This is a genomic window from Mesorhizobium sp. M0816, assembly GCF_040320005.1.
GTDB lineage: Bacteria > Pseudomonadota > Alphaproteobacteria > Rhizobiales > Rhizobiaceae > Mesorhizobium.
On sequence record NZ_JAMYOT010000027.1, the window covers coordinates 1 to 25,977 of the forward strand.

Sequence of the window (25,977 nt, forward strand, 5' to 3'; positions counted from 1 at the left end):
GCCGGCATCCGTTCCCCGGTCCCGGTCTCGCCATCCGCTGTCCGGGCGGCATCACCCGCGAAAAGCTGGAGATCCTGCGCGAGGCCGACGCCATCTATCTCGACGAGATCCGCAAGGCCGGACTCTACGACGCCATCTGGCAGGCCTTCGCCGTGCTGCTGCCGGTGCAGACCGTCGGCGTGATGGGCGACGGCCGCACCTACGAGTTCGTCTGCGCGCTGCGCGCCGTCACCTCGGTCGACGGCATGACGGCCGACTTCTACCATTACGACATGGCATTCCTGGGAGCAGCCGCCACCCGCATCATCAACGAGGTACGCGGCATCAACCGCGTGGTCTACGACGTGACGAGCAAGCCGCCAGGCACCATCGAGTGGGAGTGAGGGAAACGGCGATGATAGGCGGCTCTAGCGTAGTATTTCGCAGAAAATACAATGATTTGCGGGCAGGGCAGACTGCTAGCCAGGGTACATTATCAATGGAATTGACAAATCTATCAAGTCATTGAAATCGTTAAGTTTATCGGAGCGCCTGGCGCGGCTCGCAGCTTGTAGCAGATCACTCTGACGGTACTTTTGACGGTTTTTTTCGTATCCGACAGAGCATTCTAAAAAGTACCGTCATTCGTTTTTAGGGTTTGACGGTACTTTTCTGTGTGTCAACGCTTTGAAATATATAACGAAAATGCCCCGTAGCATGACATTTCCGCGCTGACGGTACTTTAGTTATCGACATACATAGTTTCAGCTTTGGCTGCGGTACCGATCGATGTTCCGGACCCGATCGCATATCGTCGGATGGCACCGTCGCATCACCTATCAAATGTTGTCCCGACTGCTGCCGGATCTGCGATGGAGAGAAGCGTCGACCGCATCCAGGCGGGAGCTTGGACCGCGGTAGATGCGAGCGTCTTTTTATATCGTTGGGAGAAAGATGAGGTGCCGCGATCTGTGCAAGCTCGGCCGCGCGCGCCGGCCCAATATGACGAAGCGCCTGGACCACGGTCCCGGCCAGCTGCCCGGAGCAATCAAATGCTTATCCGCCCGCCTGGTCGTTGCCACCGTGCGCGGCGATGAACATGGCGACGGCCGACCGGCAATAGGATTCGATTTCGTTGTCGTCCTCTGCTCTCGCCTGATCGAAGCGTGCGATAATCAGGAGATCGGATCCTTTGAAAAGCGCGGCAAACAAGCGGGCAGACCGGAGAGGATCGGGCACATTCAGAACCGCCTTCGCGTGCAACTGGCGCAACAGGGCCTCGATTTGGGCGATGACATGGGCGGGGCCAGCTTCGTAATGGAGCTTGCTTAACGACTTTTGATTCGTCTTGTCGGCCATGACCATGGCTTCGACACTGCGGACGTCCGGGCTCAACAGCGTGCGAAGCAGGGATGATCCCACCGTCATGAGCTGATCTTCGGCCGAACCGTCGACGCCTTCAAAAAGGGCCTGTGGTGCAAACTGATGGCAGCGGGCCGCGATGGCCGCGCTGAACAGCGCCTCCTTGTTCTCGAAGTGCCGATAGATGCTGAGCTTGGATATCTTCGCCCGCTGGGCGACCTTGTCCAATGTCGTCGCTTGAAAACCCAATTCCACAAAGAGTTCGCACGCGGCGTCGACTATCGTTTGGCCAAGCGCCTCGTTGGCGGGCCGGCCGCGCCGGCCCTGGCTGTTTTCGGTCACGACAATTCCAGTACTTGACAGTATTATAATTCTTGCATTACGATACCATGCAGTATCTGAAATGTGCAAGCCAACGGGTAGGTTTCAACCTGTCCTCCAAATCAAGTTTCCCCGGGCCGCCCGGCGATATCGAATGCGGCATTGTCCGGCCGGTCAACACAGTGATGGGCGACATTCTCGTCGATGCCGAAGCCCTGCTCGCTGACCGTCTCGAGCGCGTATCGGTGGACGATATTTCGCGCCAGGCCCAGCCCAACCCCTCCATCCACAACACGGAGCTTATCACCATGGATGACGTCATCATCATCGGCGGCAGCTTTGCCGGTCTAGCCGGCGCCCTGCAGCTCGGCCGTGCCCGCCGCAAGGTCACCGTTCTCGATACCGGCCTGCCGCGCAACCGCTTCGCCGGCCACTCGCATGGTCTGCTCGGCCACGATCACAAGCCACCGCTGGACATCCTGGCCGAGGCGCGGCAGCAGCTGGCGCGTTATCCCACGATCAGGCTGGTCAATGCCCGGGCCGACAGCGTCTCCGGCGCCGTCGACGATTTCTCCGTCCTCACTGGCGATGGCGAAAGCCTTGGGGCGCGCCGCCTGATCCTGAGCTATGGCGTCGCCGACCAGATGCCTGATGTTCCGGGCTTTGCCGAAGGCTGGGGCACGTCCATCGTGCCCTGCCCCTATTGCGACGGCTTTGAAGTCGCCGGCCAGCATTGGGGCCTCGTCTGGTCCGGCCCGCAGTCGCACCAGTCTGTCAGGCTGTTCCACGATTGGACCGACAGGTTGACGCTCTTCGCCGATGGTCACGACATTCCGCCCGATATCCGGGCCGATCTCGCGCGTCGTAACATACCTGTCGTCGATGGCCGGATCACCGAGATCGCCCATCACGGGGACCATATCGCCACCGTCAATCTCGATACCGGCCCCAATGTCGCGGTCGACATCCTGTTCGCGCATCCGCGCAACAAGCCGTCCGCAAGCCTGCATGAATCACTGGGCCTCGCCACGGTCGATACGCCCCTCGGCATCGCCCTCAAGGTCGACGAGCGCCGCGAAACCAGCATGCCCGGCATCTACGCCGCCGGCGACCTCGCCAACCCCCTCATGCCCTCGGTCACCACGGCATTATCGCACGGCGCGATGGCGGGCATCTTCTCCCAGCAGTCGATGCTGGTTTGAGAGCACAGATTCCCTTCTCCGGTTGCCGCGGGCGATCATATTCTGAAGGTTGCGGGCCGGTGTCACGGAACGCGGGCCCCCTCTCCCCTGAGGGGAGAGCCTAGCAAAGAAAGAATCAGAACAAGGATATGGCATGGCAGAGAAAAATGTTTATCAGGTAGCCGACTGGAATGGCCAAAGCGGGGAGCGCTGGGTCGCTTACCAGGCCCGGCTCGATGCCATGATGGCGGTGTTCGGCCAGGCCGCGATCGAAGCCGCCGCGCCCGCCACGGGCGAACGCGTGCTGGACGTCGGCTGCGGCGCGGGGGCGTCTAGTCTGGATCTGGCCGCCCGCGTCGGCGCGGGGGGCCATGTGCTAGGCGTGGACATATCCGAACCGCTGATCGGCAGAGCGCGCGCGCTAGCGCCGCAGGATACGCCGGCCCTGTTCCAGGTGGCCGACGCCAGCAGCACCGCGTTGCCCGAGGGCGCGTTCGACATCCTGTTCTCGCGCTTCGGAGTGATGTTCTTTGACGATCCTACGGCGGCGTTCGCTCATATGCGCCGTGCGCTCAAGCCGGGCGCGCGGGTCGCTTTCGTCTGCTGGCGCGGCATGGCCGAGAACGATTGGGTGCGCTTGCCGATGGGTGCGATCAAGGGCATCGTCCCGCCGACGGCGCCGCCCGATCCCGAAGCGCCCGGCCCGTTCTCGTTTGGCGACCAGGGGCGGGTGGCGCGTATTTTAACGGCGGCTGGCTTCACCGATGTCGCTATCGCGCCATTCGATGCCTCCATCCCGTTCGGCGAGGGGGGACGCGGGACGCGGCGATCGACGACGCGGTGGAGATGACACTCGAGGTCGGCCCGCTGTCGCGCGCTCTCGCTGATCAGCCCGACGACATCCGCGCCCGCGCCTCGGCCGCGGTTCGTGCCGCCTTCGCGGGCCTCCCCGGCGAGCGGTCGGTGATGATCGACGGCGCGGCGTGGATCGTCATGGCACGCAATCCGGCAAGCTGACAGGGATTAACAGGGGGACGCCCCCGCTCGGTGGAGCGGGGCGTCTTTGGCCGGTCAGATTGATGTCCCTTCTGGCTTGGAAGCCGCCATTAGCGAGCTAGAGGCTTTGATGGCGGGGTACAGCGTTTGCACGACACTCGAAAACGTTGGTGCACGTGCTTACGGAGCACGTAGCGGGTACGACGTCCGCACGCGATGTATTCGAGGCTGCACAGAACGCCGCCAAGGCGTAAGTCCGGGACGGATCAAGGCATGAGAGGAACTGCGTGTCGTTCAGGCTCTTGCGAGCCGTGACGGTCTTTTTGCCGACGGGATCGTGAAGGCACAGCTAAAGAATGTCGAAAATCGACCAATCGATGCCGATAGTCGCTGAAACCGAGCAGATTTTGAATCGCCGAAATTCTCCTTTGAATTCAAGAGCGCAAATTTCTGACGGATCGGGGAGACGGTTCTTCATTGCGTGCAGAAAGAATTTGTGCAGGGAATTCAATGCGTTACGATCACTTAAAACAATCGAGTGGGAATGATGGGGCGTACGGTAGAGTAGGTTGGAGTACTGTCGGATATATTCGGAAATTGTTGGTCAACGATAGGAAGCGATAGTTCGCGGGCGATTCTGCAAGAACAAGCAGCCGTTTTGCAGGTCGGCGATAGACCTTCGATTATGTGTAGAGAGGCTCAAAGGGATCGATACACCGCGCCGTCCACAGCACATGCTTTGGATTGGGGTTGGAGCGCCGATCCAATTCCTCGGACAATAGACATCATGTTCCGTGGATTCGTATCATGGTCTAAGCCCCGGGGCGGGACCAACGAGACGAGCGCACGGCCGCCGAGCACAGCGGGGACGGCGCCGTAGCTGAATACGTTCTCGTGCCTCGCATAGTTTCAGAGTGCTCCCGCAATGCGTGGATCGTGCGCATGCCGTGCGCCAGATCCCTGTAGACTTAAGCGTGCCATGCTTCAGCAGCTTGGCCGACAGCGGACCCGAGTTGGCGAACGGAACAATTTGGTCGTCCTGCTACGCGACGAAGCGGACCACGCCACCATCCACCCGCAAAGCCGCGCCGGTGGTCGCCGAAGCCTGCTCCGAGCATGTGTAGATGATCATGTTGGCCACCTCATCGGTGGTCGCGAAGCGGTGGATGAGGCTCGTCGGACGCATCGCCTGCAGGAAGCCCTGCTCGGCTTCGTGCTGCGTGATTCCATTTGCGTCAGCCTGTTTCGCCATGAAGTTGCCCAGGATCTCAGAGCGGGTAGGTCCCGGCAGGACGGCGTTGACGGTGACGCCCGTGCCCGCGACCGCCTCGGCAAGCCCGCGTGAGACCGCGAGTTGAGCGGTCTTGGTCATGCCATAGTCGAGCATTTCCTTAGGAATGTTGACTGCGGATTCGCTACTTATGAACACGACGCGGCCCCAGCCTTTCGCCACCATCCGCGGCAGGTAATGACGGCTCGCGCGCACGCCACTCATTACGTTCAACTGGAAGAGGTCAAGCCAGTCCTCATCGGGGATATTTGCGATATCCTCGACGCCGTTGTAGCTCCGGATGTGTGCTGTACCGACGTTGTTCACAAGGATATCGGCGTCAGGCGCATGCGCGATCAAGGCCTTTGCCCCCTCCGCTGTCGCAAGATCAGCGGCGATACCCGAGATGTCGCTGCCGGGGAAGGCCTGCCGCATCTGCCGCACCGCCTCATCGACCCGAGCGTTTCCACGGCCGTTGACGACGACCGATGCACCGGCACGTGCCAACCCCTCCGCCGTCGCGCGGCCGATACCGGCGGTGGATCCGGTAACAATGGCCTTGCGGCCTTTGAGTTCGATATTCATCTCATTCATCTCCAAAATTAAATAGGAAGCGCAATCAATCCACTGTCGTCTTCGCTGTTTCCGCCTCCGCTGCGTGGGCGAGGCTTTCGACCCAGTCTTGGTGATACCGGTAGAGTGCGCCGGGATGTTTGCGCCCGAGCTCATCGAGGAAGAAGGGGCCCTGCTGCGTTTCCTCGGTCAGCACATGGCAGCCATGGTCTGTAGGCGTGATGACCCAGCCATGGTATGCGCTTGAGCCGGTCTCGTCGCCATCAACTGTCGTCGCCCATGCGAGCCTGCGAAGGGGCTCGCATTCCGTCACGACCAGACTCATCGGAAATCCAACCGTCACACGGCTGTATCGCGTTCCGAGCGCCAGTTCCGGCTCCCCCGTCAGAATCTTGACCTGATCCTCGGCGGGAAAGTAGCTCGACCAATTCTCGGCTTCGACGAGCAGCTTCCAGACCGCTTCAGGCGGCGCCTTCACGTCAATGTCGTTGAGTGCGTAGATGGCCGACGTTTTCGGATCATATCGCTCGGGCCAGGTCACATGGTCGTACATCGATTACTGCTCCTTCTTGAACAAATCCTGGAAGATGAGCTGGCCCCAAGTGCGGCCGCGTGCCTGCACCAGCGCGCCACCCTCGTTGAGCTTTCCCAGCTTGACGGGTGCGAACCCGAGTTGTTTGGCCAAGGCCGCCACGGGAGCGGTCGCGTCCTCGTCGTCGCTCGACAGAAAGACGACACGGTGCCCGCCCTCGACGATCGGATCGGCAGCCAGGGTGGCCGCAACCAGGTGATTGAAACCTTTCACGAACTTGGCGCCGGTGAACGCCTTCGCGACGAAGGCGGAGGACGGGAGACCGTCCAGCTCTTCAGGCACTGGAAACGCGTTCGTCGCGTCGATGACTGTCTTGCCTTCCCAGCTCGGCAGAGCCTTCGCAACTTCGCGGTGCTCTCCGAACGGGACTGCCAAGATGATTGTGTCGGCCTCGAGTGCATCCCGCAGCGACTTGGCGACGACCGTGGGTCCAATCGCCCGAGCCTGCGGCGCCAACGCCTCGGGCGGCCGGCGGCTCGCGACGGCCACGTCGATGTTTTTACGGGCGAAGGCGTGGGCGAGGGCCTGGCCTATCTTACCGAATCCTACAATTGCGTAGCTCATGATCTTCTCCGATCCGTGTTGGTATTGATTCCCCGGCCTTCAACGGCGCTGGGTTATTCGTTCCGCTGTGTGGCGACCTTTGCGTGGTCGTTCCACCATGGACACGCTAGTTCCCGCCGGTCAGCCGCTTCCCGCGATCCGGCGCGATTTCAGATGGCCGAGAAGCCGCCATCGACAGACAACTCCACCCCATTCACGAAGCTCGAATCGTCGGAAGCAAGAAACAGCGCGGCCGTCGCAATTTCCTCAGGACGCCCCATCTTTCCCCGCGGGATCAGGGATTCGAACATCTGCTTCGCCTCCTCGGTGAGAACTTGGTCCTGCATCGGTGTGGCGATCGGCCCCGGGTGCAGCACGTTCACCCGGATATTCCTGTCCTTGAGTTCGTTGAGCCACCCGCGTGCGAATGCGTGCAGCGCCGCCTTGCTCGCCGCATACACGCTGTAACCAGGAAAACCTTTCACCGAAGCAACAGACCCGGTCATGAAGATCGATCCGCCATCGTTGAACAGCGGCAACGCCTTCTGAACCGTAAACAGCGTGCCGCGCGTATTCAGGCCGAAGGCCGCATCGAAGTGCTGCTCGGTAATCTCGCCCAGTGGGACGGCTTCGCCCGTGCCGGCGCTCGCGTACAGGACGTCGATCCTGCCCTTTTCCCGCTTGACTGTATCGAACAGGCGGTCGAGGTCGTCGAGATTGGCCGCGTCGCCGCGCACGCCGGTCACGTTCCGGCCGATCAGCTTGACGGCCTCGTCCAGCGCCTCCTGTCTCCGGCCCGTGATGAAAACATAGGCGCCTTCTTCAACGAACCGCTTGGCGCTCGCCAGCGCCATGCCGCTCGATCCACCCGTGATGACTGCAACCTTACCCTCAAGCTTTCCCATGACTTCTCCTTTCGTGGTGTCGGGACAGCATCTGCCTCCGAGAACCTCGAAATGGGTCCGCCGGCGTCAGTTGTTGAGTGCGGAAGCGCGCACATCGGTGGTGCGAGATCGATCCGGCTGGACGACTGACGCCAGCCGCGACGATCGGCGTCCGTCGTTCGGAATTGAGCCGCGCTCGTCGACATAGGCTATGATGACCGCCCGTACTGCTGTTCGATGTGTTAGATACGGGCTTTGGAAGGCGCACCGCGCGGTGCCGGATTGCACCATGATCGACTGGGATGACGTTCGCTACTTTCTTGCCGTCGCGCGCGGAGGCTCGGTGCGGGCCGCCGCCGAGCGCCTCGGTGTGAACCACTCGACCGTGCTGCGACGTGTCGCCCAGCTCGAGGAACGCCTCGGGGTGCGCATGTTCGAAAAGCTGCCTTCGGGCTACCGCCTGACGGCTGCGGGCGAGGAGGTCCTCGAGTTCGCGGACCAGATGGAAGTGTCGTCGCACCTGCTGGAGACGCGCGTCTTCGGGCGCGACCAGAGCGTGCGCGGGCTTCTGCGGGTGACGCTGGCACCGCCCCTCGCGACACACCTGCTCATGCCGGACTTCGCCGATTTCGCGCGTCTGCATCCGGACATCGAGATGGAAATCTTGTCGTCCGGCGAGCTGGCAAATCTGACCAACCGAGAGGCCGACGTCGCGATCCGCGTCGTCTACGACCGCAAAACCCTGCCGCTCAATCTTCACGGCCTGAAGGGACCGGAACTGTTCGGCGGCATCTACATGTCCTGCGATCGACTAGCCGCGTGGCGTGCGGGCGCGCCTGATCCCATCCGGTGGATCGTCATAAGCATTCATGGAATTCCGAAATGGGCCAGCGAGGGTGAGGTTCGCACCACGGGGGTTCCCTTCAGGACCACGGACGCCGAGGCGCAGATCGTTGCTGTACGGCAAGGGCTCGGGATCACGACACTGCCCTGCTTCGTCGGCGATGCCGACCCCCTACTGGTGAGGGTGCCGGGCACCGACCTGCACATGTACGGAACGCTCTGGCTTCTCACACAGGGGGAGACACGCAAGACGAAGCGCGTGCGGCTCTTCACGGAGTTCGTATCCCGCAGGCTCGCCGTGTACGCGCCGCTTCTCGCGGGGCTGTCCATATCGCGCGACTGACGCCTGGCAGGTCGCCGATGGCGCTGTCTCGAGCGTACCGCTGTAGAAGGGCCATTCTCGGCGTTGAAAAACAATTGCTCTTTGAAGACTGTGGCGCGTACAGCTATTTCGAAATCCATGATTGGCATGAGAAGCTTTGCCCGAGCACCGCGCCGCACGAATGATGACGCGCAGCGCAACCAAATTGGGGAGGATTCAAAATATTGGTATGCGATGTTTGATTGTCACGGCTCATCCACTCAATCTAAGCCTTTGCCAAACGCTTTCGAACGCAGCTATCGACACCCTGATGGATGCGAAGCACCAGTGCCGACATGTTGATCTGTATCGATCTGGCTTCTTCCCGGCTCTTACACCGGCGGAGCGCGCGAGCTACTATTCCGGATTCGAGACTACGGAGGTAGCTAAAGAGATTGAGGATCTTCTCTGGGCCGAGACTATCGTCTTGATTTTTCCCACGTGGTGGTTCGGACCTCCAGCTATATTGAAGGGCTGGTTCGACACGGTATGGGTGCCTGGTATTGCATACGATCACGCAGCCGATCTTGGTGCCATACAACCGCGACTTCGCCAGTTAAGGAAGGTGGTTGCAATAACCACTTTGGGCTCACCTTGGTGGGTCGATTGGCTGATCCTCAGGCGGCCAGTGCGGCGTGTTCTCAAGACAGCTATTCTGAATACCTGTGCTCCTCAAGCCTCGCTTACGTTCCTTTCATTTTACAAGGTTGAAAGTCTGCCTAGGCAAGGTGTCGATGCTGCGATAAATCGCATTAGATCAATGCTACAGCATCTATAGCTAAGCCCCGTCACAATGCTCCTTTTCTTTGAAGGGCGCAGGTAGAGCAATGCCCGTGGGGACAGCGCGGCTCGTGACCGCTGCCCTTATCGGTATGTACGCGCATACGCGCCGAAAGCGTCACCATCGGTAGATGGCAGCACCGCGGATATCTACCGTCACGACATGGCATTCCTGGGCGCCGCCGCCACCGGCATCATCAACGAGGTGCGCGGCATCAACCGCGTCGTCTATGACGTGACGAGCAAACCGCCAAGGCACCAGAGTGGGAATGAGCTCAAATTCGGTCCGACGGACGTTAGGGTGTCGGGTGGGTTGTGATCAGGCGGGAACGTACGTCAACCTGATGGCGTCCTCGCCAACCCGGTCGCTGGCCACGAGACGCAGCGGTGGCCGCGGGCCGGCGAAGAATGCCTTGCCGCGACCAAGCACGATGGGACGGAAGTAGAGCCGGTACTCATCGATAAGGCCAAGCTCGGTCAGACTACCCGCAAGCTCCGGTCCGGCGACTTCGATCTCGCCCTCGTGTTCGGCTTTAAGCGCCCTAACGAACCCTTTGAGATCGTCGTCCACCAGCGTGGCGTTCGGCCCGACCGACTTCAGGGTGCGAGAGACGACCCATTTCGGCTGCGCCCGCCAGGCTGCCGCAAAGTCGCGCCCGACCTGGTCCTGTCCCGGCTGATCCTCGTCCCAATAGCGCATCACCTCGTACATGCGCCGGCCGTAGAGGCTGCCGGCGATCCCGCGCACATGGGCGTTGAAGTGGCGATGGAGCGCCTCGCCCGGCATCGGCAGCCCGGGCCTGCCCTCGGCGCCAGCGACATAGCCGTCGAGCGACTGCATCATTCCGAACACAAGCTTCGCCATGCACAGGCTCCTATCGATCGACGACGATCCGAAGGGATCGTATTCATTTATACCTCGCCCTCACTTCGTCGGTTCGTTGGCTGCACACATTCTCTGACGTGTTCACGTTGGCCGGTAAATCTGCGCCACCGCGCCCCCCGGGAAGGCTTTCGAGCTCACCAGCTTGAGAGACATCGGCGCGACCAGTTCGGAGAACAGCGGCAGGCCTTTGCCCAGCGCCACGGGGGCCACCGTCAGGGCGAGCTGGTCGACCAGTCCTTGGGCGACGAGACTCCGGGCGAAGCTCACTCCGCCGTGGGCGATGATCGGCTTGCCCTCTTGGGCTTTCAACTTCGCGACTTCCTCCGCCAAGTCACCGCTCGCCACATAGGCCTCCGCCCAACTTTCACCACCGGGCTGCAACTTTGCCGGCTGACCGGTTCCCGCGTTGACGGCGCGAGCCTCATCGAGCGCCGCCGACTTGCTCACCTCCCTCAGGATCTCCGGTCCCCGTCGTGAGAAGACGGCCTTGGGGATCTGGTTCATCGGCGCCGCGAACTGGTCGCAGGAGATCGGCCACCAGGCGGCCATGTCACGGAAGCTGCGGCTGCCCATGATGTGCAGGCTCGAGTTCCATATGAACTCTACGCCCCAGGCCTTCGCCTCTTGATCGGCGCCGAACATCCATGTGTTTCGGCCATCCAGGGCACTCACGAAGCCGTCGATCGATATGGACATCTTCAAGATCAGGTCTCTCATCGCTTCTTCCTTGCGCTGGTGAGACCCAAGGACGGGCCAGATCGGTCAGTTCCGACAATTCGTTGCGGGATAGTCCGACGACGCTTGCGCGCCGCCGAAGAAGGGATACCGAGCTTCCTTGCCTAGTCGGCGAGGGTGTCGTTGATGCCGCGCCAAATTCTGGTTCAGCGCCGTTTGTCAAAGCAGCGCACCTGAAGGTTGCGGCTGAGGCAACTGCCGTCCGCCAGGTGGCGAGAGGCATGTGAGACGAAGCTGGTGCACGCCGACTGATTTAATTCCCAAAACCGGATACGGGTCTTTCCGTAACGGCGCCAATCAGCTTATCGATTTTTCTCGGCCGGGTTCTCCTTTCGTGGCGCCGAGGCGGGTAAGCAGATTGAGCGTGATCCTGCCGACATCGTTCATGGCGCCTGCGGCTGGCAGCGCGCCGCACCAGGCAACCGAGCTTGCGGAAAATATCAAGCCGCCTGCTGCGAGCTTTCGCAGGGTCATTTCGGCGCAGCGGCGGGCGATGCGTTGCCTATCCCCGCCCTCGTACCAGCGCGTCGGATCCTGAAAGAAGCTGTCGGGAAATCCCGTCGCCCGCGCGATCACGACGGTGTCAGCGGAAGTGCCGAGGGCTGGATCCGTCGCATCCACTTCGTAGCCCGCGGCACCGCCCAGCACGATGCCGTCGGTGCCGAAGGTCGCATTTTCAACGCCTTCGAACAGCCATGCGCATCCTGCTTCATGGCTTTCCTCAGTGCGCGTGAAGGGGCGTGCGCCATCGAACCCCATCAGTGAGATCGCGCCACCGATCAGCGAGAATTCGCCTCGGCCGCGGCAGCGGAGATAGCCGCCTGGTTCGTTGGTGATCGACAGCGCCTGTTCGGCGACCGGGCCGTCCCAGGTGCGGCCAGCCTCCAGCGGCGAGCGCCGCAGCTCCATCAGGTCGTCCTTGAAAGCCACAGTGGCAGCGAAGCCGTTTCCGCCGAGATAGGCGATGCTGCCGCCTTCGGCCACAAACTGCCGCAGCGCCTGCTCCATCTCGATCGACATATATTCGGGGTGACTGCCGGTGACGACGGCTTGATGTCGACGCAGACCGTCTATGCCGCATTCGTGCAAATCGTGATCGGTCAGGATGTCAAACACGATTCCATTGTGGTGGCAGAATCGGAGGAAGTGCAGATCGACCGGCAAATTGTGTGGGCAGCCGCAGAGCGGATAATCGTAATCGTCCCTGAGCGTCACTTTCGGCTTTTTGTAGGAACAGATGGAAACACCGCTAAGGTCGGAATGGTAGTCGTAAAGAGATTTCAGATTGTTGGCGATCGCGAAGCGATGTCCCCGGTCGTCGCCTTTCCATTCATAAAGATGATCCGGGAGATATTCGTCCGCATAAGCGAGATAGGTGGCCGTCGGCACGAGATACAACAGCGGCGACGAAACCTGTGAAGAGGTGACGAAGAACACCACGCGTTCGTAGCCACCCTCCCATTCGACCTGGAACGCGTAGACGCCTGGGTGTGCGTTTTCAGGGATCGTCGCGCGGTGCGATGCCGGCCACTCAAGCGGGCCGATGTCGTCGTCGTGGCAATGGATAGCGTCGTAGTGCGACGGCACCAAGCGAGGCTCGAAGCTCGATCCGTCCCAGCGTGCCGAAGTCACGCAGAAGGCTGGCTGATTGATCACATCTAGGAGCAGCGGATCTGCTCCGCCCGACGACAGGATCGGTTGCGTTGGTAACAGCGTCGGGAAATTCCACGCAACAGTCCCGTGTGGGGTGTCGAGCCGCATCGCAGCAAATTTCGCGTTGAGGGTAGGTTCGTGGTTGGTGGCACTTGCGCCGAAATGGATGCCGTGCGCCTGGAGGTTCCGCGCCGGGCCGCCAAAACCTTCATGGAGTTCGTAAGGCGCGAGAAGATCATGGGATTTGATGCGCAGACGCGATTGTTCCTGCCGCAGGTCCAACTCGACAGTGAGCCACACACCAGTTGGCGCCTTCTTCTCGACAGGGGTTTCGCCGCCGATTTCCACGACAAATGCGCCGTCGCGGAGGCGCAGCCCGAGGGCGCCTGCCTCCAGGATCGTGCGCGCACCTTCGTTGCGCGTGAGGAACAGCTCAAAACGTATGCCGTGGACGGCTTGTACTTTGGCCAGTTCGCCGGCTCGCACGAACAGGAACGACCCTTGGTCGAAATGCCGACGCCGTGCTTCACCTACCGTTTCGATGGGCCAGGCGAGAAATTCCGGAGCCGGCTTGTCGAGCCGGCAAATTCGTGTGGCCTTTATCGGCCGATCGCATGACAGGCTGAGCTTGATCCGCTGGCCTGCTTTGGCCCTCCAGGGGGTGGTGTAGCCAACCACGCTCATCGCGTCGTGGTCTACTGCGCGCTTCATCTATCCCTCCCGATGAACTCCAGATGGGCTGGGGCGAACCGCGTAGTCCGGTCCGATGTCGGCCAATGCGCTGCCGCTCTGACAAGCAAAGTTCCGCATGGCGCACTACAGCCATGATGTACATGCTTGTATAGATAAGCTGCATTCGGATAGTCTCGACGCGATCGGTCCAAGCGCGACATTACCAAGGAGGATGACATGCGCAACGCATCTCTCTTCGATCTGTCAGGCAGGAAGGCGCTTGTAACCGGCGCAAGCCGTGGCATCGGGCGCAGCATCGCCGAGGCGCTCAGCGCGGCCGGCGCCGACGTCGCGGTCACGGCGCGCAGCGTGGCCTCGCTCGAGAAGACGATGGCCGCCATCCGCACCGCCGGCGGGGTCGCGCACGCCATCGCCCTGGACGTCACCGATGTCGACCGCTGCCTGGCGGCGACAGCCGAGGCCGGCAGCCTGCTCGGAGGTCTCGATATTCTCGTCAACAATGCAGGTACGGAAGAGGTCCGGCCTTCACTCGATGTCGACGAGGTCTTGTGGGACAGGATTGTCGATACGAATCTCAAAGGCGCCTTCTTCTGCGCCCAAGCCGCCGCGCGGCAGATGAGAGACGCCGGACGGCCCGGCGTCATTATCAATCTCTGCTCGCTGACCTCCGAGGTTGGGGTTCCCACGGCGGTGCCGTACGGCTCGTCGAAATCAGGCCTCCTCGGCATGACGCGGGCGCTTGCAGCGGAGTGGGCCGATCTCGGGATCCGGGTCAACGCCATTGCGCCTGGCTATTTCAGGACAGCGATGACAGACGTGTTCTACAGCAACGAGGCATGGCAGCAATCGATGCTCGCCAAGATTCCGCAGCGCCGTTTTGGTGATCTCTCGGACCTGCACGGAATCGCGGTGTTCCTCGCTTCGGATGCGGCAGCCTACATAACCGGCCAGTCCATTCCCGTGGATGGAGGCTTTCTCGCATCGATTTGAAGGCTTCAGGGGCCGGAGACGTGTCCCAGAAGTGATCGACAAGCGCTAATCGTAATTGCGTTCTAAGAAAAGGAGCCGCCATGTCTGACGTCAGCTTCCACCGCCTGTCATCCCTCAGTGTCGATCAGCGGGCCAGTTTACTGAAACGCGCCGAAGGAGATCTGTCTTCCTTCATCGAAAAGGTCCGTCCAATCATCCAGGCCGTCAAGGATGAAGGTGACGCGGCATTGCTCCGGTTTGCACGCGAACTCGACAAAGCCGATGTTGCCGACGGTGGACTGAAAGTTTCGGAAGCGGAGTTCGACGCGGCATTCGACAAGGTCGAGAAGGATGTCGTGGAGAGTATCCGGTTCGGCATCGAGAACATAATGCATTTCCACGAGGAGCAGCGCCCGGAAACGATGTGGCTCAAGGAAGTTCGGCCAGGCGCCTATGCGGGCGACCGATACACACCGATTGCTTCCGTTGCGCTTTATGTTCCGCGCGGCAAAGGCGCCTTTCCCTCGGTGACGATGATGACCTCGGTTCCGGCGGTGATTGCCGGGGTTCCCCAGATCGCGATCGTGACGCCTGCGACTTCGGATGGTTCCGTCGACGCCGCGACGCTGGTTGCTGCCCGCCTCGCCGGCGTGGAGACCGTGTACAAGTGCGGCGGCGCCCATGCGGTCGCCGCCGTCGCCTATGGAACCGAGACCGTGAAGCCTGCCGTCAAGATCGTCGGGCCGGGGAGCCCGTGGGTGGTGGCGGCAAAGAGCGTGTTGTCCCCGATCATCAACACAGGCCTCCCTGCTGGTCCGTCCGAAGCGATCATTTTTGCCGATCACAGCGTCGACGGCGGCCTGGCTGCTCTTGACCTGTTGATCGAGGCCGAGCACGGGCCGGATTCCTCGGCCTACCTGGTGACGCACAGCCGCAAGGTCGCCGAAGCCGCGTTGATTGCGATACCGGAACACTGGTCCCGGATGAGCGAACAGCGTGTGGAGTTCTCACGCGCGGTGCTGACTGGGAAGCGCGGCGGCATCGTGCTGACCGAGTCGCTGGAGGACAGCTACCGCTTCATCAACGACTATGCGCCGGAGCACCTCGAGATTCTGTCAACGGAGCCATTTGCGCATCTCGGACGTATCACGGAAGCTGCCGAGATCCTCATGGGTCCGCATACGCCGGTGACCCTCGCCAACTTCGTCCTGGGACCCAATGCGGTGCTGCCGACCAGCCGGTGGGCGCGAACCTTTGGACCGCTTTCCGTGACGGATTTCGTCAAGAGATCGTCGGTCGGCTATGTGACCTCGGCGGCCTATCCGGAACTCGCCCTGCATGCCCGCAGGCTCGCCCGCTACGAAGGATTCAGCTCGCATGAGAACGCGGTTTCGGAGATCCGCGATCGCTATCTCGCCGGCTGAGCGGAAACGATGACGATGAGGGCGGCGCGACTCCATGGACCCGGCGACTTGCGCGTCGAGGATATCGCCGCGCCAGGCGCTCCCGAGCCGGGCTGGGTGAAGCTGAGGGTCGATGCCGCAGGCATTTGCGGTTCCGATCTCCACAACTTCCGCACGGGCCAATGGATAAGCCGATCGCCTTCGACGGCTGGCCATGAGCTGACAGGCACGGTGATCGCCATCGGCGAGGGCGTGGACACCGTCGCTGTTGGCGACCGCGTGGTCGCCGATTCCCGTTTCTGGTGTGGAGAATGCGCGCAATGCCATGCAGGCAGGCGGCATCTTTGCACGTCGCTGGGCTTCGTCGGCGAGATATGCGACGGCGGATTTGCCGAACAGGCGGTCCTGCCCGCACGCCTGCTGCACGTCGTCGATGCCGCGCTTGACGAACGGGTCGCGGCGATGGCCGAGCCGCTGGCTGTAGCGTTGCACGCAGTGCGGCGTCTGCCGAAAACGGCCGGCTCCGTTCTTGTCGTCGGCTGCGGGACTATCGGCGGGCTTGCCGCACTGCTGCTTTCCCGGACATTCGCAGGTACCGTGCTCGTCGCCGATCGCAACCCTGGCCGCTGCGCCCGCGTGGCGCGTGTGACCGGCGCCAGCATCGTCGATTTGAACCGGGACGCCATTGCCGCCGCCACCGCGGATGCCCCCTTGCTCGCTGCCGTCGAAGCAACCGGCAGCGTCGCAGCACTCGGCCAGTTGCTCGGCGTTCTCGATGCCGGCGGCACCGTTGCGATGGTCGGCATATTCCATGGCCGCCTCGATATCGATCCCAACATCCTGGTTGAACGCGAAATAGCATTGCTGGGATGCCACGCCTTTGCCGATGAGCTTCCCGACGCCATTCGGATGCTCGGCGAATTGACCGAGCCCATGGTCGAACTGATCGACCGCGAGATCGGCCTGGATGATGTTCCCGCAGCCTATGAGCGGCTGTTGGCGGGGCAGGGTGACGGCTTGAAAACGATCATCCGGATGCGGTGTGCCGGGCGCGTGTGATTTCCGAACCTTGCCGGAAAGGATTTTTGAAATGATAACTTTGCCCGACACCGCCAGCCCTCTTTACGAGAAGGTCAAGGACTACATCCTGACGAACATCGGAACGGGGCGATGGAGCAAGGACCGCAAGCTGCCTTCCGAAAATGAATTCGTGGCGACACTCGGCGTGTCTCGGATGACGGTCCATCGTGCCTTGCGGGAGTTGACCTCTGCGGGTTTTCTGATCCGGCTCCAGGGCGTCGGCACATTCATCGCGCCACCTCGACCGCAATCCGCACTGATCGAGATCAACAACATCGCGGCGGAAATTGTCGCGCGGGGAAACAGGCATCGCTCCGAGGTTATCGTCCTCGAAAAGATCATGCCGACAAAGGAGCTCGCGCTTTCGTTCGAGTTTGCAAAGCGCGTGTCGGTCTATCATTCCATCGTCGTTAACTTCGAGAACGACCTGCCTGTGCAACTGGAAGAGCGCTTCGTCAACCCGGGCCTGATACCCGACTATGACAAGCAGGATTTTTCCAGGACAGCGACCTACGACTATCTCATGCAGAAAACCCCGGTGACGGAGGTCGAGCACATCATCTCGGCGACCCCTGCCGATGCCGAGACGGCGCGGTATCTGGGCATCGACGTCGGCAGCTGCTGCCTGTTTCTGCATCGCCGGACATGGACGGGCGCCGTCGTTGCCACGATCAGCAAGCTGACTTACGTTGGCAGCCGCTACTCGCTTGGCAGTCGATATTCTCCATCCAAAAAAACCTGATCGCAGTGAAGCGAATCAGAGTCGGAAGGAGGGGGCTAACTTGTATATGCATGTATGTATTTAGCCTTGACATCCGCTGTTGCTGACGTTGAAGTGTCGTCGCACTTTCGTTGAACGAACAGCTAAGATGCCGAGGCACGGTGCCGCAAGGGCAGAAGCCCGCATTCTCACCAGGCCGGATGTTTGGTTCAAAAAAGCGGCCTGATCATCAAGGGGAACAAGATGATGCGTAACCTAGCAGGACAATTTCGGGCACTCGTTATGGCTGCTGCCGTCGGGTTTGCCCCGGCGGTCTACGCGGCCGACACGACAATTCCGGCGACGCCTGAGGCAGGAACATTCAAGATCGGCATCGAGCCATGGCTTGGCTACGGCCAGTGGCACGTCGCCGAAGCCAAGGGTCTGTTCAAGGCAAGCGGGCTGTCCGACGTACAGATCGTGAACTTCGCCGAGGACAAGGACATCAACGCCGCCCTGGCGAGCGGCCAGCTCGATGCCGCCAACATCGCGACCCACACGGCTATGGGCATGGTAGCGGCCGGCCTGCCGGTGAAGATCGTGCTTCTGCTCGACGTCAGCATGACGGCGGACGCCATGATCGCCGGCAAGGACATCGCCTCCGTCGCCGACCTCAAGGGCAAACAGGTGGCTTTTGAGGAAGGCACGACGAGCGACATCCTGCTCAAATACGCGCTCGCCAAGAATGGCATGTCCATCGCCGATGTCCAGCCGGTTCCAATGCCGGCGGCGGATGCCGGCAGTGCGTTGATCGCCGGCCAGGTCCCGGTGGCGGTGACCTATGAGCCCTATCTCACCGCGGCCAGGGCACAGAACAAGGACGTCAAGCTGCTCTTCACCGCAGGCGAAGATCCCGGCCTGATCAGCGACGTGTTCGTGGTGCGCGATGAGGTGATCAAGTCGCGTCCCGGCCAGGTGCTTGCCATGATCAAGACCTGGGATGCGGCCCTGAAGGCTTACAATGCCGACACGCCCGACGGCCGGGCGATCATCTCCAAGGCAGTCGGTTCGAGCGTCGAAGACCTCAACACCGCCTTTGATGGCGTGCGTTACTATACTCTCGCCGAAAACAAGGATGCGCTGACGGGCGAATTTTCCACCAAGACATTCGCCGATGTCGAGGCAGCCGCCAAGAACGCCGGGCTGCTTCAGGCGGACGTGACGCCGGAGCAGATGATCGACCCGTCATTCGTCAAGGCCGCGAAATGACGAGGGCCGGCTCGCGGTGGTGACGCAAATGTCCGAGCAGCGTGCGACCAAGCCAAGCCCGTCTCACGCAGCGCCGGGGCCGGTGATCAAACAGCCGATGCGCCGTCGCCGATACTCCGGGATCGGCGCGCCCATCGCACGCTCGCGCTTCCTGATGATAGCAGTGGCGGTTTTTGCCGGCCTCGGTCTCGCCTGGTGGGCGGCAACGGGGCTGGGGCTGGTAAAGCCGATTTTCCTGCCCTCGCCGGGGAGCGTGGTGACCCAGCTCGGCAAGCTCTCGGGTGACGGCACGCTGTGGCTGGATGTCAGAGCCTCGATATACCGTATTTCTGTTGGCTTCCTCATCGCCTCGGCATTGGCGATTCCGATTGGCGTGCTGATCGGCAGCTTCAGGACCTGGGAAGCGGCGATCGAGCCGCTTGTGGATTTTATCCGCTACATGCCGGTGGTCGCTTTCGTGCCCCTCTCCATCCTGTGGTCGGGGACGGGCGATGCCCAGAAGTTCCTGATCATCTTCATCGGCACCTTCTTTCAGCAGGTGCTGATGATCATGGACAATGTGAAGCGGGTTCCCGCTGATTTCATTGGCCTTGGCAGGACGCTCGGGCTGCCGGATCGCAGGATCTTGACCCGCATCGTGGTTCCCAGCGCCTTGCCAGGCATCTGGGACACGTTGCGCATCAGTCTCGGCTGGGCATGGACCTGGCTGGTGTTGGCGGAACTTGTCGCGGCGACATCAGGGCTCGGCTACCGCATCACCGTGTCCCAGCGTTATTTCCAGACAAACACTATCATCGGCTACATCCTGCTGCTGGGCGTGCTTGGCCTCATTACCGACCAGGTCATGAAGGCACTGGGAAAAGTGCTGTTCCGGCAGGAGGGCCACGTGCAATGAGGCCGGGCCGATGAGTTTGCCCAAATTGGGGATCAAAGGTCTCCACAAGAGCTTCGGCACGGGCGCGCGGCGCACGGAAGTGCTGCGCGATATCAATCTCGATCTTGCCGACAACGAGTTCGTCTCGCTGGTGGGCACGTCGGGTTGCGGCAAGAGCACGCTGCTGTCGATCGTTGCCGGACTGCAGGATTTCGACGCGGGAGATCTTGCCATCGATGGCGCGCCGATCCTGCAGCCGGGCCTCGACCGCGGCGTCGTCTTCCAGTCCTACACCCTGCTTCCCTGGCTGACGGCGCAGCAGAACATCGAGTTCGCGCTCAAGGCCGCGGGTCATGATCGCGCGACCTGCCGCAGGATAGCACGCGAGCATCTCGATCTGGTCAAGCTCCCGCACAGCGCCAATCGCTATCCGTCTGAGCTTTCTGGCGGCATGAAGCAACGGGTGGCCATAGCGCGTGCCCTTTCCTATCGACCCAAAATGCTTCTGATGGACGAGCCCTTTGGCGCGCTCGATGCCTTGACCAGGCATCAGATGCAGGAACTCCTGACGCAGATCTGGGAGGAGCACAGGCTCACCGTGCTCTTCGTCACCCATGATGTGGAAGAAGCCGTCTACCTGTCGGACCGCATCGTCGTGATGGGGATCGGCCCGGGACGCATCATGCAGACCTTCAATGTCGACATCGAGCGCCCGCGCCGGGAAGAGGTCATGGAAACCCCGGCCTTCATGGATTTGCAGCGCAGCGTGCACAAGGCGATCCGCGAGGCCTCAAAACGTCCCGAAATGGTTTAGGCGAGCCACTCAATTACTTACAATCGGCGACCAGCGTTGCGCCCAATCTCGATATCGCGCCATCGCGATTCCTGACCAGACGAGCCGCGATCGGCGGCTTTCTCCTCAACCTCGAAAAAAATTTGCAGGACAATGTCGATTTCCTAAACTCCGTTCGTCGTTTCGATGCCGGCCGGTGAGTCCGGCTCAACAAGGAGACAGACGATGCGTGTGATGGTGCTCGTGAAGGCTACCGAGGACAGCGAAAAGGGCTTTGTCCCCACGCCCGAGGCGAAGGAGGCGATGGAGGCGATGGGCAGGTTTAACGACGAGCTGCGCAATGCCGGCATCTTGCTCGACGCCGATGGCCTCAAGCCCTCCTCGCAGGGCAAGCGCGTTGCGTTCGATGGTCCCCGCCGGACGGTCATCGACGGGCCTTTCGCCGAGACCCGCGAACTGGTCGCCGGCTTTTGGCTCTGGGAAGTCAAGGACATGGACGAGGCGGTCGCCTGGGTGAAGCGCTGCCCCAATCCCATGCCGGGACCGAGCGAGATTGAAATCCGGCCGCTGTACGAGATGGCTGATTGGCAATGGGAATCTGACGCCGGAGGTCGCGGAAATCCATGACCGGGCGCGTGAGAAGCTTAGCGGCAACTGAACCTGTCGGCCGCAACCTGCTTTGCCTTCGTTATGGCTTTGGCCGATAAGGCAGCATGACGGCAGGCGAGACGCAGCAGGCGATCGAGGCGATTTTTCGCATTGAACGAGCCCGGCTCATCGCGGGCCTGGCCCGCATCGTGCGCAATGTCGATCTTGCAGAGGAACTGGTGCAGGACGCCCTGGTCATAGCCTTATCCGAATGGTCCAGGACCGGCGTTCCGGCCAATCCCGGCGCTTGGCTGATGACGGTCGCCAAACGCCGCGCCATCGACGCGATCCGTCACGACAAGATGCGCGAGCGCAAGCATGAGGAGATCGCGCGGGAGCTGGACGGCGAGTGCGATGGTACGGCCGAGGGAAACGAAATGGCCATGAACGACGATCTTGGCGACGAGCTGCTGGGCCTCATCTTCACAGCCTGCCACCCCATACTTTCGGCCGACGCCCGCGCGGCGCTCACGCTGCGTGTCATCGGCGGCCTGACGACAGACGAGATCGCCCGTGCTTTCCTGTCGAGCGAGGTGACGATCGCCCAGCGCATCGTCCGCGCAAAGAGGACGATCGGAAAGGCCGGGCTCAGCTTCGAGGTGCCGCGCGGCGCCGAGCGTGCGGCGCGTCTGTCCTCGGTGCTGGAGGTCATCTATCTCATCTTCAATGAAGGCTATGCTGCCACGGCAGGCGACGACCTTGTCCGGCCGAGCCTGTGCCTGGAGGCACAACGGCTGGGCCGCATGCTGGCGGGTCTGATGGCCGAGGATGCCGAGGTGTTCGGCCTGCTGGCTCTAATGGAAATCCAGGCATCGCGCCTGCCGGCACGCATCGGGCCGGACGGCGCCCTCTTGACCCTGACCGAGCAAAACCGCGCGCGCTGGGACCAGCTGCTGATCCGCCGAGGCCTTGACGCGCTGGCCCGTGCCGAAGCCCTCGGGGGCGATGGCCCCTATGGGTTGCAGGCCGCGCTTGCAGCCTGTCACGCGCGGGCGCGCAGTCCGGCCGATACCGATTGGCCCCGTATCGCAGCGCTCTACGACCGGCTGCGTGCAGTGATGCCCTCGCCGGTGGTCGATCTCAATCGCGCGGTCGCCCACAGCATGGCCTTCGGGCCCGAAGCGGGCCTGCGGCTGGTAGACGAGATTGCCGACGCCGCCGCCTTGCGCAATTATGCGCCATTGCCGGCGGCGAGGGGCGATTTTCTGTTTCGGGCCGGCCGGCTGACCGAGGCCCGCGCCGAATTCGAGGCTGCGGCCAAGCTCACCCGCAACGTGCGCGAGGCGGCCTTTCTCCTCGCCCGCGCAGACGCTTGTGGTTGACAGCATCGCTCTCCGTGCCGGACGCGCCGCTCGGCAACATCTAAAGCCGCCAGTTCGCTCTCGGCCAGCTCCCTTCAATGAGCGCGATCAGCTCGCAACGCGAAAGGGATTAACGATGCGCAAGCCTTCGTCGAGCGCGATTCCGTGCTGCATGTCCTCTGACCAGAGTGTATCGCAGCCAGCGTGAACCGCCGCGGAGGCGATCATCGCGTCATAGGTGGAAAGGCCGTACCGCTCGGCGAGCCTCAATCCTGTTTCGTAGGTCTCGAGCGTGAGCGGATGAACCGTCAACAGGCCGCGCAGCGTGGTCAGCAGCGCATGCGTGTCGTCCCATGACATTTGCATCTTCCGACGCGCGACATTGGTGAGTTCATTGAGAACCTGCACGCTGATCGCCCCGCCATCGGCGATGACCGCCTCGGCCCGATCCGCCTTCGCCGTGTCGCCTGACGCGATATAAAGAAGGACATTGGTATCGAAAAAACTAACGGGCATTTGCCTCGTCCCGATCGAATTTGAAGTCAGCGGGAAGCCGACCGCGGAAGGCGCGGAGACGCTTCAGCAACTCCTCACGCCCGGGCTTCCGCGCGACGCCAAGCTGGCGGGCGTCAGCGACATGGATTTCGATCTCATCGCCTTCCCTGAGTTCAAGCGCTTCGACCACAGCGGCGGGAAGGCGGACCGCAAGACTGTTTCCCCATTTGGCGACCTGCATGCCACTTCCTCTCTTAGATATACGCTGGAAGAAATGTATATCCACAAGTCGTCAAGGTCAAGAATTGCAGCCAATCGGTTTATTCATTTTGGAGGAGAGGGCCTCGATCATGCCAGCAACGCGTCGGCACGCCGAGAATCGGTCCTGCCTCGGCGAGCCGCTGGTCGAGGGTCCACACCGTGGCGCCATGCTCCGATGCCGTCGCGAGGTGCAGGGCGTCGCCAGCACGAAGCCCGAGCATATGCTGATCGGCGAATTTCGCGGCGACCCGAAAATGCCCGCCCGTCACCGGCAGCACGGTGAAGCTCTCAGCGACAAGCTTATTGAACATCGCGAGCGCTGCCGCGCGTTGCTCCAGGTCGATCTGTCCGGTCCGAAGCTTGATCGCCATGGCGGAGGACATCTCGGTGATGGTCCAGTCGCTGATCACAAGTTGCGCTGGGTCCTGCTCCGCCAGCCAGCCCTGAACGCGCGCGGTCGTGGCTTCGTTGGATAGCGCCGCGATCATCAGCGAAGTATCGAGATAGGACGTCAATAGCGATCGCCATCTCGCATCGATCGCACCAGATCGGCGGCAGCCTGAGCCTGCAGAGGCATGGTTGCGGTCAGGGATTGGAGCAGGACGGCGTCGATCCGTTTGCGAGGGCGGGCCACGGCCGTGAGCCTGGCGACCGGCTTGCCACGCCGGGTTATGTCGATCGAGTCTCCAGCTTCAACCCGGTCGACGAGCTCACTCAGATGTGCCTTGGCGTCCGCCAGATTGACCGCGTCCATGTCACGCTCCTGACCATGTAGATAGTCATATAGCGCATCACACTTGACGATTCCAGCGCAGAGTACTTTGGCACACCAGGCTGCCCCCAGGTCAGCGACTGTCGCGGCGCGCGACCATTTTCTCGTTCCACTTCTTGAAGCAGACCGCTGTGTGAGCGAAGCAGGTGATCGCTCCTGCAACGAGAATTATCCGCTTCCCGCTTGACTCACACATATCCCGGTGGTTATACATCGATCAATAGCCGAAGGGTTATCGATCCCAATGCCAAACGCTCACGATGTACTCTTCAGAACGCTTGCCGATCCGACTCGGCGCGCTATTTTTGAGCGGCTGTGTCGCGAAGGAGAGCAGACGGTCGGGGCTCTGACGGCTCAGGCCGGGATCTCGCAACCGGCCGTGTCAAAACATCTCGGCGTTTTGAGGCAGGCCGGGCTCGTGCGCGACCGCCATGCAGGGCGACAGACCCATTATAGCGCGCAGCTTGCTGCGCTTGCCCCCCTGATTGACTGGACAAGCCAGATGACCGGGTTCTGGCAGAGCCGGTTCGACGACCTCGAAGACCTGCTCAAAAGGATGGACCAGTGAACGAAATGGCGACCGAAACGCTCTCCGTCATTGTCGAACGGGAAATCGCTTATCCGCCCGAGAAGATCTGGCGCGCGCTCACGCAACCACACTTGATCGAGGAGTGGCTCATGAAAAATGACTTCAAACCTGTCGCGGACCACCGTTTCAATCTTCACGCAGACTGGGGCTCTGTCGAATGTCAGGTGCAGACGGTCGAGCCGAACAGAACACTGACTTACACGTGGGATACCAAGGATCTCAAGAGTGTCGTCTCCTGGACCCTCACCCCCACGAGCACCGGAGCCCGCTTGCGCATGGAACAGTCGGGCTTCCGGCCGGATCAGCAGCCTTACTTCCGGGGTGCCAAAGTCGGCTGGCCGAGGTTCTTTGACGATCTGGAGCAGGTTCTGGCGCGGACGGACTGAGATCCGCTGGGCTGTCCAAGCAAGGGCTCTGTTACAGAGCGACATCACGAGGCGATAATGGAGGCAAGCCAATGAAGATCAAGTTGGCCAAAGTATACGTGGACGACCAGGAAAAGGCACTGGGCTTTTACACCGAAACGCTCGGCTTTACCAAGAAGGCCGATTTCAGCAATGGGCCGTTTCGCTGGCTGACCGTTGGATCACCCGACGAGCCGGACGGTGCCGAGCTGCAACTCGCGCTCAATGACAACCCCGCGGCAAAGACCTACCAGCAAGCCATTTTCCAGCAGGGCCAGCCCGCGGTCATGTTCTTCACCGATAACGTCAAGGGCGACTACGAGCGCATAAAAGCGCGCGGCGCCGAGTTCACGATGCCGCCGACCGAAGTAACCGGCTCGACCATCGCCCAGCTGAACGACAACTGCGGCAATCTCGTTCAAATCACCCAACTGGCGCGCTGGTAAAGCATGCGTTCAGTGGCGTGGCTGCCCGGCGGGAGTCGCCAAACGGGCCGCCCGATCCGCTTCGGTTCGTCTTCAGAGGAGGTCTCAATGGATTGGAACAAATGGGTTCGGCAGATCCACCGCTGGCTGTCGATTATCTTTGCGGCGGTCGTCGCCGCCATCTTCATCAGCCTGGGAGCAGGCAAGGAACCCGCCTACTGGGTATACCTCTTGCCGCTGTTTCCACTCGGCTTGCTCCTGCTTACCGGTCTGTACATGTTCGTGCTGCCTTACGCGCCCAAGTGGCGCAACGCAGGGGGCACCGGCGCATTGGAGTGAACG

General features: G+C 61.5%; 29 protein-coding genes and 3 pseudogenes. 19 read left to right on the forward strand and 13 right to left on the reverse strand.

Features of this window, described 5'->3' with window-relative positions:
- Nucleotides 1-383, forward strand: a 383-nt coding sequence (locus NKI17_RS29055; RefSeq protein WP_502894648.1) for a GMP synthase (glutamine-hydrolyzing), incomplete at its 5' end; no start/stop codon positions are given.
- A 652-nt stretch (nucleotides 384-1,035) separates the two neighbouring features.
- Here NKI17_RS29055 and NKI17_RS29065 read toward each other — a convergent pair.
- A complete protein-coding gene (locus NKI17_RS29065; RefSeq protein ID WP_352578784.1) occupies nucleotides 1,036-1,683 on the reverse strand; it encodes a TetR/AcrR family transcriptional regulator in 648 nt (215 codons plus the stop codon).
- Nucleotides 1,684-1,970: 287 nt separating this feature from the next.
- Between NKI17_RS29065 and NKI17_RS29070 the strand changes: the two genes are divergently transcribed.
- Both NKI17_RS29070 and NKI17_RS29075 read left to right on the forward strand, forming a co-directional pair.
- On the forward strand, nucleotides 1,971-2,864 hold the full coding sequence (locus tag NKI17_RS29070) for an NAD(P)/FAD-dependent oxidoreductase (protein WP_352907145.1): 894 nt from the start codon (nucleotides 1,971-1,973) through the stop codon (nucleotides 2,862-2,864).
- A 133-nt stretch (nucleotides 2,865-2,997) separates the two neighbouring features.
- Nucleotides 2,998-3,860: pseudogene (locus NKI17_RS29075) on the forward strand (class I SAM-dependent methyltransferase).
- Nucleotides 3,861-4,765: 905 nt separating this feature from the next.
- Here the strand turns inward: NKI17_RS29075 and NKI17_RS29080 are convergent.
- The 5 genes and pseudogenes from NKI17_RS29080 to NKI17_RS29100 form a co-directional block, all read right to left on the reverse strand.
- Nucleotides 4,766-4,878, reverse strand: a pseudogene (locus NKI17_RS29080) (alpha/beta fold hydrolase); the annotation flags it as partial.
- A gap of 3 nt (nucleotides 4,879-4,881) precedes the next feature.
- The gene (locus NKI17_RS29085; protein ID WP_352569204.1) at nucleotides 4,882-5,694 is read right to left on the reverse strand and encodes an SDR family NAD(P)-dependent oxidoreductase; all 813 of its coding nucleotides are present in this window, start codon (nucleotides 5,692-5,694) and stop codon (nucleotides 4,882-4,884) included.
- 34 nt (nucleotides 5,695-5,728) lie between these two features.
- Nucleotides 5,729-6,235, reverse strand: a complete 507-nt coding sequence (locus tag NKI17_RS29090) for an SRPBCC domain-containing protein (RefSeq protein WP_352450990.1) — start codon at nucleotides 6,233-6,235, stop codon at nucleotides 5,729-5,731.
- A gap of 3 nt (nucleotides 6,236-6,238) precedes the next feature.
- On the reverse strand, nucleotides 6,239-6,838 hold the full coding sequence (locus NKI17_RS29095; RefSeq protein ID WP_352798611.1) for an NADPH-dependent F420 reductase: 600 nt from the start codon (nucleotides 6,836-6,838) through the stop codon (nucleotides 6,239-6,241).
- Nucleotides 6,839-6,987: 149 nt separating this feature from the next.
- On the reverse strand, nucleotides 6,988-7,722 hold the full coding sequence (locus tag NKI17_RS29100; protein ID WP_352907133.1) for an SDR family NAD(P)-dependent oxidoreductase: 735 nt from the start codon (nucleotides 7,720-7,722) through the stop codon (nucleotides 6,988-6,990).
- A gap of 268 nt (nucleotides 7,723-7,990) precedes the next feature.
- Between NKI17_RS29100 and NKI17_RS29105 the strand changes: the two genes are divergently transcribed.
- The 3 genes and pseudogenes from NKI17_RS29105 to NKI17_RS29115 form a co-directional block, all read left to right on the forward strand.
- Nucleotides 7,991-8,887, forward strand: coding sequence for a LysR family transcriptional regulator (locus NKI17_RS29105; RefSeq protein WP_352798607.1), 897 nt, complete (start codon nucleotides 7,991-7,993; stop codon nucleotides 8,885-8,887).
- A 208-nt stretch (nucleotides 8,888-9,095) separates the two neighbouring features.
- A complete protein-coding gene (locus tag NKI17_RS29110; protein ID WP_352907146.1) occupies nucleotides 9,096-9,683 on the forward strand; it encodes an NAD(P)H-dependent oxidoreductase in 588 nt (195 codons plus the stop codon).
- Between the two features lie 108 nt (nucleotides 9,684-9,791).
- Nucleotides 9,792-10,004: pseudogene (locus tag NKI17_RS29115) on the forward strand (GMP synthase (glutamine-hydrolyzing)); the annotation flags it as partial.
- On the opposite strand, the gene NKI17_RS29120 reads toward NKI17_RS29115, so the two are convergent.
- The 3 genes from NKI17_RS29120 to NKI17_RS29130 form a co-directional block, all read right to left on the reverse strand.
- On the reverse strand, nucleotides 10,005-10,550 hold the full coding sequence (locus NKI17_RS29120; RefSeq protein WP_352828914.1) for a dihydrofolate reductase family protein: 546 nt from the start codon (nucleotides 10,548-10,550) through the stop codon (nucleotides 10,005-10,007). It abuts the pseudogene before it with no gap.
- A 102-nt stretch (nucleotides 10,551-10,652) separates the two neighbouring features.
- Complete coding sequence (locus tag NKI17_RS29125) at nucleotides 10,653-11,288, reverse strand: dihydrofolate reductase family protein (RefSeq protein ID WP_352828916.1); 636 nt, start codon at nucleotides 11,286-11,288, stop codon at nucleotides 10,653-10,655.
- Nucleotides 11,289-11,603: 315 nt separating this feature from the next.
- Nucleotides 11,604-13,670, reverse strand: coding sequence for a N,N-dimethylformamidase beta subunit family domain-containing protein (locus NKI17_RS29130; protein ID WP_352907134.1), 2,067 nt, complete (start codon nucleotides 13,668-13,670; stop codon nucleotides 11,604-11,606).
- 198 nt (nucleotides 13,671-13,868) lie between these two features.
- Here NKI17_RS29130 and NKI17_RS29135 point away from each other — a divergent pair, with 198 nt between their 5' ends.
- From NKI17_RS29135 to NKI17_RS29175, 9 genes are all read left to right on the forward strand, one after another.
- Nucleotides 13,869-14,642, forward strand: coding sequence for an SDR family NAD(P)-dependent oxidoreductase (locus tag NKI17_RS29135; RefSeq protein WP_023676191.1), 774 nt, complete (start codon nucleotides 13,869-13,871; stop codon nucleotides 14,640-14,642).
- A gap of 80 nt (nucleotides 14,643-14,722) precedes the next feature.
- Complete coding sequence (hisD, locus tag NKI17_RS29140; RefSeq protein ID WP_023676190.1) at nucleotides 14,723-16,045, forward strand: histidinol dehydrogenase; 1,323 nt, start codon at nucleotides 14,723-14,725, stop codon at nucleotides 16,043-16,045.
- Nucleotides 16,046-16,060: 15 nt separating this feature from the next.
- Nucleotides 16,061-17,083 (forward strand): zinc-dependent alcohol dehydrogenase, encoded by a 1,023-nt coding sequence (locus NKI17_RS29145; RefSeq protein ID WP_352691116.1) that lies wholly within the window; start codon nucleotides 16,061-16,063, stop codon nucleotides 17,081-17,083.
- Between the two features lie 31 nt (nucleotides 17,084-17,114).
- Nucleotides 17,115-17,846 carry a histidine utilization transcriptional repressor HutC gene (gene hutC / locus NKI17_RS29150; RefSeq protein ID WP_023676188.1) on the forward strand — a complete coding sequence of 244 codons (732 nt, stop codon included), beginning with the start codon at nucleotides 17,115-17,117 and terminating at the stop codon, nucleotides 17,844-17,846.
- Nucleotides 17,847-18,071: 225 nt separating this feature from the next.
- Nucleotides 18,072-19,073: an ABC transporter substrate-binding protein gene (locus NKI17_RS29155; RefSeq protein WP_023676187.1), complete on the forward strand. Its 1,002-nt coding sequence runs from the start codon at nucleotides 18,072-18,074 to the stop codon at nucleotides 19,071-19,073.
- Between the two features lie 97 nt (nucleotides 19,074-19,170).
- Complete coding sequence (locus NKI17_RS29160) at nucleotides 19,171-19,968, forward strand: ABC transporter permease (RefSeq protein WP_352907147.1); 798 nt, start codon at nucleotides 19,171-19,173, stop codon at nucleotides 19,966-19,968.
- Nucleotides 19,969-19,978: 10 nt separating this feature from the next.
- Nucleotides 19,979-20,761: an ABC transporter ATP-binding protein gene (locus NKI17_RS29165; protein WP_023676185.1), complete on the forward strand. Its 783-nt coding sequence runs from the start codon at nucleotides 19,979-19,981 to the stop codon at nucleotides 20,759-20,761.
- A 204-nt stretch (nucleotides 20,762-20,965) separates the two neighbouring features.
- Entirely contained in the window at nucleotides 20,966-21,367 is a 402-nt protein-coding gene (locus tag NKI17_RS29170; RefSeq protein WP_352451006.1) for a YciI family protein, read from the forward strand.
- Between the two features lie 86 nt (nucleotides 21,368-21,453).
- Nucleotides 21,454-22,710 carry an RNA polymerase sigma factor gene (locus tag NKI17_RS29175; protein ID WP_352828922.1) on the forward strand — a complete coding sequence of 419 codons (1,257 nt, stop codon included), beginning with the start codon at nucleotides 21,454-21,456 and terminating at the stop codon, nucleotides 22,708-22,710.
- 87 nt (nucleotides 22,711-22,797) lie between these two features.
- Here NKI17_RS29175 and NKI17_RS29180 read toward each other — a convergent pair whose 3' ends face one another.
- From NKI17_RS29180 to NKI17_RS29195, 4 genes are all read right to left on the reverse strand, one after another.
- On the reverse strand, nucleotides 22,798-23,205 hold the full coding sequence (locus NKI17_RS29180) for a PIN domain-containing protein (RefSeq protein WP_352907135.1): 408 nt from the start codon (nucleotides 23,203-23,205) through the stop codon (nucleotides 22,798-22,800).
- Nucleotides 23,195-23,425, reverse strand: coding sequence for an AbrB/MazE/SpoVT family DNA-binding domain-containing protein (locus tag NKI17_RS29185; protein WP_023676182.1), 231 nt, complete (start codon nucleotides 23,423-23,425; stop codon nucleotides 23,195-23,197). The genes NKI17_RS29180 and NKI17_RS29185 overlap by 11 nt, the downstream gene beginning before the upstream one ends.
- A 79-nt stretch (nucleotides 23,426-23,504) precedes the next feature.
- The gene (locus NKI17_RS29190) at nucleotides 23,505-23,960 is read right to left on the reverse strand and encodes a type II toxin-antitoxin system VapC family toxin (RefSeq protein WP_352907136.1); all 456 of its coding nucleotides are present in this window, start codon (nucleotides 23,958-23,960) and stop codon (nucleotides 23,505-23,507) included.
- On the reverse strand, nucleotides 23,957-24,199 hold the full coding sequence (locus NKI17_RS29195; protein ID WP_352468031.1) for a type II toxin-antitoxin system Phd/YefM family antitoxin: 243 nt from the start codon (nucleotides 24,197-24,199) through the stop codon (nucleotides 23,957-23,959). The genes NKI17_RS29190 and NKI17_RS29195 overlap by 4 nt, the downstream gene beginning before the upstream one ends.
- A 262-nt stretch (nucleotides 24,200-24,461) precedes the next feature.
- Between NKI17_RS29195 and NKI17_RS29200 the strand changes: the two genes are divergently transcribed.
- The 4 genes from NKI17_RS29200 (at nucleotide 24,462) to NKI17_RS29215 (ending at nucleotide 25,974) form a co-directional block, all read left to right on the forward strand.
- Nucleotides 24,462-24,785, forward strand: coding sequence for an ArsR/SmtB family transcription factor (locus NKI17_RS29200; protein WP_023716560.1), 324 nt, complete (start codon nucleotides 24,462-24,464; stop codon nucleotides 24,783-24,785).
- Complete coding sequence (locus NKI17_RS29205; RefSeq protein ID WP_352623158.1) at nucleotides 24,782-25,192, forward strand: SRPBCC family protein; 411 nt, start codon at nucleotides 24,782-24,784, stop codon at nucleotides 25,190-25,192. Before NKI17_RS29200 ends, NKI17_RS29205 begins: the two co-directional genes overlap by 4 nt.
- A gap of 71 nt (nucleotides 25,193-25,263) precedes the next feature.
- Nucleotides 25,264-25,656 carry a VOC family protein gene (locus NKI17_RS29210; RefSeq protein WP_023676178.1) on the forward strand — a complete coding sequence of 131 codons (393 nt, stop codon included), beginning with the start codon at nucleotides 25,264-25,266 and terminating at the stop codon, nucleotides 25,654-25,656.
- An 87-nt stretch (nucleotides 25,657-25,743) separates the two neighbouring features.
- Nucleotides 25,744-25,974, forward strand: a complete 231-nt coding sequence (locus NKI17_RS29215) for a hypothetical protein (protein WP_023716563.1) — start codon at nucleotides 25,744-25,746, stop codon at nucleotides 25,972-25,974.
- Nucleotides 25,975-25,977: the final 3 nt, after the last annotated feature.